Annotated in this window: 11 protein-coding genes and 2 pseudogenes; 6 read left to right on the plus strand and 7 right to left on the minus strand. The window is 58.5% G+C overall.

Annotated features, from left to right (window positions below):
* Positions 1–500: 500 nt before the first annotated feature.
* The 4 genes from AB3X86_RS36615 to AB3X86_RS36630 all read right to left on the minus strand — a co-directional run bounded on the left by AB3X86_RS36615 (position 501) and on the right by AB3X86_RS36630 (position 4,733).
* Positions 501–1,778: an acetyl-CoA carboxylase biotin carboxylase subunit family protein gene (locus AB3X86_RS36615; RefSeq protein WP_368599723.1), complete on the minus strand. Its 1,278-nt coding sequence runs from the start codon at positions 1,776–1,778 to the stop codon at positions 501–503.
* Positions 1,779–1,833: 55 nt separating this feature from the next.
* Positions 1,834–3,066, minus strand: a complete 1,233-nt coding sequence (locus AB3X86_RS36620; RefSeq protein WP_368599724.1) for an ATP-grasp domain-containing protein — start codon at positions 3,064–3,066, stop codon at positions 1,834–1,836.
* 10 nt (positions 3,067–3,076) lie between these two features.
* Entirely contained in the window at positions 3,077–3,772 is a 696-nt protein-coding gene (locus AB3X86_RS36625; RefSeq protein WP_026228999.1) for an iron-containing redox enzyme family protein, read from the minus strand.
* 157 nt (positions 3,773–3,929) lie between these two features.
* Complete coding sequence (locus AB3X86_RS36630) at positions 3,930–4,733, minus strand: DMT family transporter (RefSeq protein WP_368599728.1); 804 nt, start codon at positions 4,731–4,733, stop codon at positions 3,930–3,932.
* A 324-nt stretch (positions 4,734–5,057) separates the two neighbouring features.
* On the opposite strand from AB3X86_RS36630, the gene AB3X86_RS36635 reads away from it, so the two are divergent.
* Complete coding sequence (locus tag AB3X86_RS36635; RefSeq protein ID WP_368587462.1) at positions 5,058–5,768, plus strand: transposase; 711 nt, start codon at positions 5,058–5,060, stop codon at positions 5,766–5,768.
* Entirely contained in the window at positions 5,765–6,052 is a 288-nt protein-coding gene (locus AB3X86_RS36640) for a transposase (RefSeq protein ID WP_368599725.1), read from the plus strand. Before AB3X86_RS36635 ends, AB3X86_RS36640 begins: the two co-directional genes overlap by 4 nt.
* A 50-nt stretch (positions 6,053–6,102) precedes the next feature.
* On the opposite strand, the pseudogene AB3X86_RS36645 reads toward AB3X86_RS36640, so the two are convergent.
* A pseudogene (locus AB3X86_RS36645) lies at positions 6,103–6,450 on the minus strand (transposase); the annotation flags it as partial.
* 72 nt (positions 6,451–6,522) lie between these two features.
* Here AB3X86_RS36645 and AB3X86_RS36650 point away from each other — a divergent pair.
* Positions 6,523–7,245 (plus strand): IS6 family transposase, encoded by a 723-nt coding sequence (locus AB3X86_RS36650; RefSeq protein ID WP_368587466.1) that lies wholly within the window; start codon positions 6,523–6,525, stop codon positions 7,243–7,245.
* 503 nt (positions 7,246–7,748) lie between these two features.
* On the opposite strand, the gene AB3X86_RS36655 is transcribed toward AB3X86_RS36650, so the two are convergent.
* Positions 7,749–8,027, minus strand: coding sequence for a DUF2165 family protein (locus AB3X86_RS36655; RefSeq protein WP_368599726.1), 279 nt, complete (start codon positions 8,025–8,027; stop codon positions 7,749–7,751).
* A gap of 522 nt (positions 8,028–8,549) precedes the next feature.
* Positions 8,550–9,062: a hypothetical protein gene (locus tag AB3X86_RS36660; RefSeq protein WP_368587464.1), complete on the minus strand. Its 513-nt coding sequence runs from the start codon at positions 9,060–9,062 to the stop codon at positions 8,550–8,552.
* Positions 9,063–10,366: 1,304 nt separating this feature from the next.
* Between AB3X86_RS36660 and AB3X86_RS36665 the strand changes: the two genes are divergently transcribed.
* From AB3X86_RS36665 to AB3X86_RS36675, 3 genes and pseudogenes are all read left to right on the plus strand, one after another.
* On the plus strand, positions 10,367–10,636 hold the full coding sequence (locus tag AB3X86_RS36665) for an SDR family oxidoreductase (protein ID WP_368587467.1): 270 nt from the start codon (positions 10,367–10,369) through the stop codon (positions 10,634–10,636).
* Positions 10,637–10,723: 87 nt separating this feature from the next.
* Positions 10,724–11,859 (plus strand): IS3 family transposase gene (locus AB3X86_RS36670; protein ID WP_368599727.1). Its coding sequence is split into 2 segments (ribosomal slippage): positions 10,724–10,979 and positions 10,979–11,859, totalling 1,137 coding nucleotides; the frame shifts between segments, so codons are not numbered across the junction.
* Between the two features lie 126 nt (positions 11,860–11,985).
* A pseudogene (locus tag AB3X86_RS36675) lies at positions 11,986–12,278 on the plus strand (IS21 family transposase); the annotation flags it as partial.

The following is a 12,278-nucleotide window of genomic DNA, read 5'->3' on the forward strand; positions in this document are numbered from 1 at the left end:
CGCATGCGTGCGCCTGCCCCGCGCGGATCGCGCGGTGAACCGGTAATTCAGCGGAAAATTGCACGCGCAAGTCTCCTGAACGTAGCTTCGGTCGTCATGACGGGGCGCTTTTCAACAGCCTGCTAGGGAGTCTAGGAATTCCCACTTGCCGCGGGATAGCTGCGCGATTGGTCGGCGACGCTTTGCTCCAGCACGCCGGGTTTGCGTGTCCTGCTCATCGAGCAGTTTCCCCACCACTTACGTCTCGTCGCGCGGCGTCACAAACACCACTTCTAAATGCCTAGTGCTGCGAGGTTTCTACCGAACCGCCCTAGCACACCGAGCCAATCGATAGCCGGACTTGGCATGCCAGCAACGAATCGTTGGTTCCGTACCTGAGTACGCCGCCTCGCTCCGAACGAGAAGTGTCCGTCAACAGCGTAGCTGATCATAACAGCAGGGAACCGCTGGCCGTGGTAAAGCGATTTCGTCGCGTTCATTCTCTCCTTCCAACGAGCGCCTCATCGGCAGCGTGATGGCGCATTTTCGGGCAACGGATAGCCATCATGCCAATGCCCGCGCGGCCAAGCGGGGCGGCTAGGGGCATCGATATCGCCGAGCTCGTACTGGAAGCGCTCCAAGGTCGCGGCGATCGCTGCATCAATCTCATCTTCCGATCGACCGCGGTAGCGAAACCGGCCGAGGATCTTGTCGTAGCCGCCCTTGCCGTCGAAGACATGATTTGCCTTCGGCGTAATGGCCGCATACAGCGGTGCGATACCGTCCGGGACAACGGCTCGCAAGAGGCGGCTGCCGGTCGCCTCGGGGAGCAGCAGAAACCCTCCTAGCTCGGTGGAGCGGGCCGCTGCACCCACGCCTGCCTCGGATGCGAGCGGCGTCCCGTAGTTGAGCTGCTGACGGACCCACAGGCTGAAGATGTCAATGCCGAAGAGATCGCGGAACAGGAACGGAATTTCGCCGCCGCCTACGCGCGCGCCAATCTCAAGGAAATACAGGCCGTCGGAGCCACGGATCACTTCGAGATGAAAGGCGCCGTCCACCAGCGATAGAGCGCGGAGACTCGTTTGCGCGAACGCGAGTAGTTCGTCGTTCGACGGTCCAGGCTGCAACATTATCGACCCGAGCGGTTTGCCATTGGCGAAGTCAAGACATGAGTTAAGGTAGCGCGACGCCCGGATCAGCAACGGCTTGCCGCTCGAGACGATACCGTCAACGTGATAGATCGGCCCTTCGATGAACTCCTCACATTCGTACGAAGTGCCCGTAAGTCGGGGCAGGAGCGCACCGAACTGTTCCACCGAATCGACCCGGTGGACACCGATGCTTGCCGCGCCGGTTCGCGGCTTGACGATAAGCGGATGCCGCAATCCGGCGACAGTGGCGAGCGCGTCCTCCCGATCGTTCAATTCGACGAACTGCGGCACGCGCAGACCGGCCGCACTGACGACGCGCTTCATCGCCGTCTTGTCGCGAAAGCGTGCTGCGGTGGCGGGCCGGTCGCCCGGGACGTCGAAAGTTTCCCGCAGCTGTGCCGCGGCGAGCAAGTCGAATTCGGACAGCGCGATCAGTCGGTCGACGCCGTTCAGCCTAGTACGGCATGCGTCGAACGCCACGCGCAGCCTGTGTATATCGTTGAAGTCCGGGAGGATCTCGATGTGCGAGATGCGCGTCGCTTCGAGAGCTTTCGCGCCTTCCGGTGTGCACAGATAGGCAACGTCGTGCGCGTCGTGATCGATGTATCGGTGATAGGCGGCAAAATCGTCGGACCAGCGATTCATTACGACACTTCGGGTACGGCGGGGGAAGGGGGCATACGTCATCGCGACTCGTCCTTTAATGGACCTTGAATGTCAAACCCATTTCGAGCGCGCATTGCGCGCCGTTCAGTCGGCGTTCGAGCGTGGGGCGATCGGGCGCTGTAAATAGCACGTGGCCGACCCGGCCACGGAAGTCGGTCGGCGGCGATACCCAGTCGCCGGCGCGCGGATAGATTTCCGCTTCTTGGAAGCCAGGCTGCGCACGCACTTCGTCAAGCCCGCTGACACCGACGAACGGCCCGGCTGCCTCGGGTGCGAGAAACCGGACGCCGCTTACCCGGGTGCCCCGCCCGTGGCAGTATCCCGGGGCCGGGTCCCATTCCCCGAGATAGCTACGGAGCATGACTTCCGGTAGCGAGATTGACTTAGCTAGCTCAACGAGCCGGTAGATCCGGTCGCCGCCGAGCCGCGCGGCGATTTCGATCAGCGTCGGACCGTCGCGCGTCATGCGCACTTCCGCATGAAACACGCCCAGCGTCAGGCCGATCTCTCTCGCCACCGTTTCGACATACGCGCTCAGCCGAGCTCGGTCGCGGTCGTCGAGCGTAGCGTCGACCACATGTCCCATTTCGACGAAGTAGGGCTCGGGCCCGAGGATCTTTTCGGTAATGGCAAGCATGCGCGGACCGAGCGGACCGACGTAGCCTTCCACGCTATACTCAGGTCCGTCGAGATACTGTTCAAGCATCATCGCTTGACCAACTTCGCGGCCCATGTCCGGAACAGATCGATGCGCAACGCTGTCTATCGTCGCGTGCAACAGCGCGAGCGAATCGACGCGGCGCACCAGTAGGCTGCCGCAACCATCGACCGGCTTCACGACGGCCGGAAATCCGACGTGCGCCGCCGCGCGGGCGACGTCGCCACGCTTTGCGATCGGCGCGAAACGCGGTACAGCGAGCCCGGCCATGCTGAGTCGTTGACGGCTACGGTATTTGTCACGTGTGAGCGCGGCCGCTTCGGGCGGTAGATGCGGCAACCCCAATTGCGCGGCCGCCTGCGCGACGACGTCGACCGCGTACTCAAAGCCGGGAACGAGCGCGTCGATGCCCCCGACTGTCCGCACTGCTGCAGCGACGTCATCAGCCGAGCCAGTATCGACACTCGTCAGCGACGCCACGGTCCGTAGGTGCGTTGGCGGCACGATGTGGGTATCTGCGCAAAACACGTGTACCGGGTGCCCGAGCCGCTGCGCTGCAGCGATCAGCGCGGTGCCCGATGAGACAGGCTCCACTACTACAATAGCCACGATGCGCTCCTCATGCAACGACCACGTCCGACTGGCGCCCGGTTTCTGCCTTTAGTTCGTCGAAGTAATCGCCGACCAGGCCGATGAAGTTGCGAAGATGCATTTCGGCCTTGTCGATGCCACCCCATCCTTCGATCGCGCGCTGGACGGCGCCCCACATCAGATCGTCGTGGTCGTGCGATTCGTCGTATTGGATATGGCCAAGCGAACCCTTAACGGTGTGGTGCCCGAAGGCTCGACCCGCAGCCTCGGTGATCGTCTTATTGTAGCGGCCCGAATACCATTCGACGAACCAGTTCCACGCCATCGTCGGCAATGGGCCATCGCGTTCGATGCTGAGATACAGATAATTGATCAGCTTCCTAGTCGAGTGGAGCGGCTCAATGGTGTCAATCTGTTCGGCCGTGAGACCGAATTTTTCGATGTCGCGCAGAAAGAGCCCTTCGTGGCCGTATTCCTCGGCGAGGTATTGCGCGAGGATCTGCGCGAGTTGATTGTCCTTGAAGCCGATCTTGTAGAGCGCGAATGCATCGACTTCATTATTCAGGCGGATGCGCAGCACTGTCTCGACGAGATGCCGCCGATAGTATTCGCGGTCGATCCATTCGCCACGGTGAAACGCGGCGGTGTCGGGCGAGGCGGAAAAGAGCGCCTGCATTTCACAGTCTGCAACCAGTTCAAAACGGGCACGATCTTGGTGGGCCATTTTCAGTCTCCAGTAAAACACATGAAGGGAAACAGCATCGCAAGCGCGACACATACAACGACGAAGCGAACCATCCGCAGTTAGTGTCTCGGCAACGTTCGAAGACGCGGAAGAAAATGCAGTGCGAGACGACGATCCACCTGCCGGCAACGCCGGCCTATGCTTGGCGGCAGCAGGCTATGCTGGCGCTGATCACGAGCAACGTGCCGATGCTTTGCAAGACCGTCATAGGCTGACCGAGGACGACAAAACCGATTGCGGCAGCAATGGCGGGTTCGATGCTCATCAGAATGCCGAACGCGGACGCCGTCATGCGCCGCAGCGCGAACATCTCGAGGACGTAGGGCAGGAGCGGCACGAGTACCGCGAGATACGCGGCGTCAATCAATTGCGCGGCGGGCAGATGGCCACCGCTTTGCGCAAGACCAAACGGCGTGGTGACCAGGGCCGCGACGATCAGCGACATTGAGAGCCCCTCCAATCCATCGAACAGCGTGCCGACTCGTTTCATCATCACGATGTACGTTGCCCATCCGAGCGCAGCCCCAACAGGAAAGACCAGGGCGGTTAACGAGGTGGCCCACATGCCGTCCTGCCGCGCAATTAGGACGACGCCGACCATCGCCACCATGGGCCACACTAGCATCCGGAATCTGCGGATGCCGGCCGTCGCGACGATGAGGGGACCAATGAAGCTGATGGCGACTGCGAGACCAAGGGGCACGCGCTGCACGGCTTCGAAGTAGCACAGTGTCATGCCAGCCATGGCGCTACCGAGGACGAAAGCGGCGATCCAGCGCTGTCGGGAGTAGGTATGGAGCGGCGGTCGCACCACGATCGCGAGCATCAAGCCCGCGAAACAAAGACGCAGCCAAGTCGTGCTGAGCGTACCGTATTGGATTGTCACGGGTCGCGACAATGCAGCACCAAGCTGCACGCTGTACATCGACGCGATAGCCATGGCAGGCGCGAGCACGCTGGCAACAGGTTGTGAAGACGGCTCGGAATCAGGGGCGTTAGCATCAAACGCATCGCCTTTAACTGGCTCAACCCTAGTGTCGATACGATTTGCTTGGACGACATCTAAATCTTCGCTCATACTCGGCTCCGCGGTGACGTCAAGAGAATCCTAACAGCGCATATCCGCTTTGTATAAGCCGTTAATTTTTTTGAGCGCATCAATCATATTGATGATTCGCGATGGCTTTGTTCAAGAGGGCCGCTTGCGCGGCGGCCGTGGGTCGGGTAGAAGGAGTCCGGTGATCTATCCGACGAGCGAGCTTTCATGCCTTACAAGGCAAGACTGAAAACGGGCGAACCGCGCAAACGAGCGAAGCCGGGCTATGCGGTAACAAACGCGCACGAGTACAACGAAAGCCTGAAGCGGCGCGGGCAACTCAGCCTGTATTGTCCCGACGGCGACCTGAAGGCGCTGTTCATCAACGACACGCCCTACCAGAAGGGCGTGTCGGGCCAGTCCCAGACTTACAGCGATGCGTACCTCGAACTGATCTTCATCTTCTACCGGCTGTTAGGCTGGGGCATGCGGCAGATCACCGGCCACATGCACGAATTCTGGGCGCTGCGCGGACTCGACATCGGGGTACCGAGTTTCGGGCTTCTGAGCGAGCGGTTCCGCACGCTCGAGGTTCAGGTCAAACAACGCTGCGCTCGCGTGGCCGAACGCCTGCGCAACGGCGAAGCCATCAGCCTGATCGTCGACAGCAGCGGCATGAAGTTTGGCCGGGCCAGCGAATGGCATCGGCAAAAGTACGGGCGCGACGCGAGCCAGACGCCGTGGCGCAAGATGCATCTGTCGATCGACCCGGAGATGAATGTCCACCAGATCGCGATCACCGGGGACAACGTCTCCGACGAGGCGGGCCTGAATGCGATGCTGGCAGTCGACGCGAACGTCGACTGCGTGATCGCCGACGGCGCGACTACAGTATTGCGCAGACCGAGGCGTGGTCAGCCTGCGGCGTGCTGCCGGTGATTCCCCCACCGGCCAATGCGGTCGTTCACAATCAGCCGGCGACGCGCTGGCACGACCATCTCGTTCGGTACATCAAGGACAAGGGCATCCATGCGTTCCGCAACAAATACGGGTACGGCCAGCGCGCGCTGGTCGAGGCGCAGATCTCGCGAATCAAGCGTTGCATCGGCGCGCGGCTACTGACGCGCAAAACCGAATCGCAGCAGCGCGAGGGCGTGATTATCGCGAACCTCGTGAATCTGTGGAACAGTTTCGGCAAGGCTGTTTGCGTCAAAAATGCCTAGTTGCGTCTGCAACCAACTGCGGCTCTGCCCTGCTGAACAAAGCCCTCCACCGGATAGATGTACCCCTCCGGCAAAAGCCCCAAACGAAGCAGTTGCGCGAGGTGGGCTGCATCGGTGAAGTCACCACTGTATTTCAGGCCGTCATACTGCCGGATCGCTGCAGGGTTGGCCAGATGCACCCGGTAGCCGTCGCCCATCAACTCATCCACAAGCCAGTACCAGTTGAACGTTGCTTCAATGACCACTCCCACGAGATCTGCACGGTGGGCTGCCAGTGCTGCTCGAATCTGGACGGGATCGTTCAGTAACCTCCGCTGGTAGAGAACACGGTCAGTTTCGTCGCTGACCACAACCACGCTGTTATTCGAGTGCAGGTCGATTCCGCTAAACTTGTCCATGCCGGCCTCCTGGGTTCTGTCGCGCCAAGGTGCCGGGTTAAAATTTGCGTTCGATCCTGAATGACGAACAGCATGGGCCAGACGAAGAAGACACCACGCGCGACGTTGCCTCCGGGCATCGGCAAAGTTCTCAAGCGACTGCACTATCCGTTGGACGTGATCCTGCTGTGCGTACGCTGGTATGTGGCTTACTCGTTGAGCCTGCGAAATCTCGAGGAGATGATGGCAGAGCGAGGCATCGAGGTCGACCATTCGAGCGTGCACCGCTGGGTTATCAAGCTCGTACCGCTGTTTGAGAAGGCGTTTCGCCGCCACAAGCGCCCGGTGGGCAAGAGCTGGAGGATGGACGAGACGTACGTCAAGGTCAGAGGCCAATGGAAGTATTTGTACCGCGCTGTCGACAAGCAGGGCAACACAGTCGATTTCCTGCTGCGTGCCCATCGAGACAAGGCCGCTGCGCGCCGCTACTTTGAGAAGGCGACTGACCAGAACGGCGAGCCCGAGACGATTACCGTGGACAAGAGCGGTGCGAATCTGGCTGCGCTCGAGGCTCTCAACGCCGGGCGCGACACGCCGATCAAGATCCGCCAGAACAAGTATCTGAACAACATCATCGAGCAGGACCACCGAGCGATCAAACGCATCATCAAACCGATGATGGGATTCAAGGACTTTCGCTGTGCCCGCATCATTCTGTCTGGCATCGAAGTGATGCATATGATCCGCAAGGGACAGATGCAAGACGATCGCGTCGCCCGAACGGTTGCCGGGCAGTTCTACTTGCTGGCTATGTAAGCAATCCTATGTACATTCACTCATTTGATCTGCCATCGTTGTCGCGACAGAACCCATCGTAGTGCGAGCGGGTGTTCCAATTGCAACAGTCGCACATCTGCGGGCAGTAGTACTTGAGGTAGCTCATGATCGTGAAAAAAGTCGACAAGCTCGTGGGGTAGAAGTCTGCACAGTGAATGCGGACCGTCGCCGCGGGAAGCAACGGAAGGCGACTGAGGAAGTGAACCGTTTCGATTCCCCTTAGGGGAATCTGGATGTGTGATTCGCTCAGTGCAAGAACAAGCTAGAGCGTCAGGGGTGCTGGTACGCCAAGGAGAAACTTATCGTCCCGTTCACGGCCCGATGCTAGGGGCGGTGCTCCGGAAGCAAACCGTATACGGTGCGCGCCATCACATGCTTGGGTTACGTATCATTGCCAGCCCCACTGCCGTCGTCTCGCCCCTTTTCGCTGCGCGTACTGGGCTAGAACGGTGGTCAACAGCGGCTGCATTTAGGCCTGGCTCCTAGGATGTTCGGTGCGGTGTAGCCGGTCGACCGTTCTCGTCGTCTGCCATCACCAAGTAGATGAGTACGAGGAGGAATGTCACGAAAAAGTAAAAAGCGGTTTGGAGACCGTACCATTGCTTTGACATCCACATACCAAACCATTCGCCACCGATCATCATGAAAATCACTTGCCACGTCAGAAAACCCAGCGTAATTCCCGAAATGGCCCACCCTCGGGCCGATAGGAACGTTGCATCGCCATCATGGGGTGCACGCATCAACTTTAGCCCGCCCAATCAGCACAGGGCAGCCGTCAGTATCTGCATCGCAATAATGGTCATCTAGCCTGCATGATGGACCCTGCGTCCGGCGGATTGACCGATAGAGGATTCCGTTTTCCGGAAAAGTCTTATCCATTAAAAACACATGACGTACGGAGGCGAAGTTGTGGCGTAATCGGTAATGTTGTCGATGCCCACGACCGAGGTAAGCAGGTCCATTGCGAGTACCATAGCGGCTTTGGAAAGGCGGACTGAGTCAGACAGACTTCCTATTGTTCTGATTGCACTGCCTCGCGTTAAGGGCGGTTCGGGCAACCCAGAAAATTGTTCACGCCAGTCTTCTCATTACAGCGCTCACAAAGATGGCGGGGCGACAGAAGGAGGGCGCACGGATTCATTCTCCGGCCCCCAAGGGTTCTCATTTCTGGCATTCGCAGTTGTGAGGCGAATAATAGTCCCAGCCCCCAAAACGACATTCAGTCAGTAATTCGATAAGTTCGTGGAGAGTTGGCGGACGGACGTGCTTTCATGCCCCCGCTAGAGCCTCTTTAGTTCGTCGACTAGCTCATCGACTGTGCGTCGATAAGTTGATGGTGACTTTTCTTTCATGCGTTTGATCGCCTCTACAATTTGCTGGACGGTTGAGGGACTATTATTTTTGAGCTCTTGAATTCCGTCTCTCATCGAGACGAAGCTCTCATAGTCATCGCGACTGGCAGGGGAAAGAGCGCTTCTTTTATGAGGATCAGTGGAATAGAATTCATCGGCCATGGGTGTCAAGACAGCAAGTATTTCTCCGAGCTGATGGCCGTATGAGTATCGCTTTATAATAGCGCGTTCCTTTGCAGGATCTCTCGCGCCCGTAATGTTCAGATTGAATAGTCCGATTTGACCTACCGCCTCGCCCCATGCAGATATCCACTGTGAAACGTCACCGGAAAATGGCAATTGGTTCTGGGTCAAAAGTCTGCGGCCCCATTCGGTCCAATCGGACGCGATCTCGGCTGGCGAGATTGGACGCGGTGGTTCTATTTTCAGTTCCTTGTTCATTTCCGACTCCTTTCGCGACTTCCATGAAATAGTGCCCATGTATGCAATCAGCTCAATCGCGATCAAAAGATGTGTCTGTAGCTTGATGTGACATCGATGGCGTATGCTTTCGGTCCCGGTTTTCTTCGACGATTTCGATCTTCACAGTGTGGCATCGTTCAACTCTACAAAGCTATTTAACTGCTGGCTACCAAAGGCGTCAAGTACAAGTGTTCAATCTCGAAGGCGCGTGAGCTTGGATGCCGTCCACGGATGTCTAACCGTCATTACCGCTCAACTGAGCACTGCGCATAGTCGCCCGGAGATGTGGGCCCCAAGTGCAGTGTAGTCCATTGGAGATATGCTTGCGCTAAGACAAATCAGCTCGCGCAACCTTCGATACGAGTCGATGCCCGTGATGTTTTGGACTGAATTTATCAGCACTGGCTACAAAATATCATGTCCTTTGGCATGGGAATTCTTTTTGCACGGTCGAAACATAGCTTGTAAAAAACTACTGTTTTGTGGACACAGCCCAGCCTACAGCGGCCAACATGACGATGCCTTTGATGTCGCTCGGACTCAAGGAGTTAGAGCGCAAGGGGAATTCGGTCGAAGCCGCGGTGCCCAAGGCACCTTCGCTTCAGATCCACTTAGGGATATCTGCGGTAGTTTTACGCTGCTTCAATGTATTTTTCACTATCGGCCTGCCGTCCATCGCAGGGCGGCAATGGCCATTTTGTTGCATCTAAGACGGGCGGATGTCGGGAGCGCGACAAAGCGACGGCGGAAATCGTTGGGGACGGGGACTGGGCGTCTCTTTCTCATGGCGTGCAAATTGCTCGAATGTGGCGCGGCACCTCGCCATAAGGAAGTCCGCTATGCTCACAAAACGCGACCGGCCCTCGGACGCTTGACGCCAGTGTTTGTCGAAGCGATCCCGCAGATCCGCGGCTAACGGAGGCGGCTGCTGTCCAAGCCGCGCATTGCCCGCCAATCGCAATATTGCTTTGTTACTCACTGCTCGTCTCCGTTTTCGCAACAACAATTAACCATGTCGCGTGACCGCGGTGACGTATCGTGGAAACTGGTCAATTGCTGCACTGCAGGAACTTTCGAATGTTGCTGAGAATATCCGCAGCACATTTGATTGAAGACAACGAGCGGCTAGGGAGTCGGCGAGATACTCGCAAGCATGAAGCGCGTTTGGCACGCCTGCTTGCGAGTTGGTATACCTCACCCATGCAGGGCGGCAGTCGCTCAACTGCACGCCCGCAACGATCTATCCAATTGGACATGCACAGATGGGCCAAGTTACTCGTTATATGCTGCTGACCGGCGCCAGCCGCGGTATCGGTCATGCCACAGTTAAGCTTTTTCAGGAGAACAACTGGGAGGTGTTCACTGTCTCCCGGCGGCCGTTCTCGGACAGTTGCAAGTGGCCTGCTGCGCGCGAAGCGCGCATACAGGCAGACCTCGTGGACCTAGATAGTATCGACCGAATCGCTTTGGAAGTCAGGCGACGGCTACCTAATGGACAGTTACACGCGCTCGTCAACAACGCTGGCGTCTCTCCTAAAGGCGAGGACAGATAGAGGTGGCGCCGGAATTTCGGACAAGGTCGGTAAGTGGAACGGTCGGGGCCTGAGCTGGTCATAGGGACCAGCAAAAGGAACCCAAAGATGGCAAAAAGAAGCGGCCGGTCGCATAGCCCGGCATTCAAGGCAAAGATAGCGCTGGCAGCCCTAAAGGGCGACAAGACGCTGGCAGAGCTGGCGCAGCAGTACGATGTTCATCCGAACCAGATTACGGACTGGAAGAAGCAACTGCAGGAGCGCGTGTCGGAAGTGTTCGAGACGGGCAAGTCGACGACAGGTGAGCCACCAGTGGACGTCACGGTGCTCCACGCGAAGATTGGCCAGTTGACGCTGGAGAACGATTTTTTAAGCGGAGCGCTCGGCAAGGCGGGGTTGCTGAGCGGAAAGCGATGATCGACCGTGCACACGCGCTACCGATTGCGCAACAGGTGCGACTTGTGGGGATCGCCCGATCAAGCGTCTACTACCAGCCTCAACCGGTCAACGAGACGGAACTGAAACTGATGCGCCGGATCGACGAGCTGCATCTTGAGTTCCCGTTCGCGGGAGCGCGCATGCTGGTACGTCTGCTGCGCCGCGAAGGCATCAAGGTGGGCCGACGGCATGTGGGCACGCTGATGAAACGCATGGGTGTCGAAGCGCTGTACTGCAGGCCGAACACGAGCCGCGGCCACAAGCAGCACAAGATCTGGCCGTATCTGCTGCAGGGAATGAAGATCAACCGCGCCAATCAGGTGTGGGCACTCGACACCAGCTACATCCCGATGGCGCGGGGCTTCGTGTATCTGACGGCTGTGGTGGACTGGGCCAGCCGAAAGGTATTGGCACATCGCGTGGCGATCACGCTGGAAGCGATCCATGCGGTCGAGGCGCTTGAAGAGGCATTCGCGAAATACGGCCAGCCTGAAATCGTCAACACCGACCAGGGCAGTCAGTTCACGGCGACCGCTTTCACCGACGCGGTTCTGGATCGCGGCATCAAACTATCCATGGACGGCAAGGGAGCCTGGCGCGACAACGTGTTCGTCGAACGAGTGTGGCGAAGCGTCAAGTATGAGGAGGTGTATCTGAAGGCATATGAGTCGGTCAGCCACGCCCGGCGCTCAATCGGCGATTACATCAATCTGTACAACCAGAGACGACCTCATTCGAGTCTGGAAGACCGCACGCCGGATGAGGCATACTTCGCGACACTGCCTGCGATCAAATCGGCAGCATGAACGCCCCGGTGGTTCCACTTAAAAATCTCGGGACCCTGCCCGAACAAGCGGCGCCACCTCTGTCTGTAGCGGTGCTGCAGGACATTTATTGTCGTCTCCTTCAGAGAAGAAGAAGGAGACCAGGGAGTGAATGTCTTGAAGCAGCATCTGCAAAGCGCGATATTCACGCTGCTCGAGCGGGGCGTGAGTCAGCGCAGGATCCATGAGCTCACGGGTATCGATCGCAAGACGATCCGGCGCTACCAAGCGCTGCATGAGGCGCAGCGGGCCGCGGGCGCAAATTCCTCCACCGCCGCGACCACCGGCTCCGGCGACCCGGTGGTCGCGCAAAATCCCCCACCGCAAACTCCTCCACTCCCGCGACCACCGGCTTCTGGCGGCGTACCGTCCAGTTCCTTCAACTTCGCGCGTTCGGCCAG

The organism is Paraburkholderia sp. BR14374 (genome assembly GCF_040948685.1).
In the GTDB taxonomy this organism is placed as follows: Bacteria; Pseudomonadota; Gammaproteobacteria; order Burkholderiales; family Burkholderiaceae; genus Paraburkholderia; species Paraburkholderia youngii.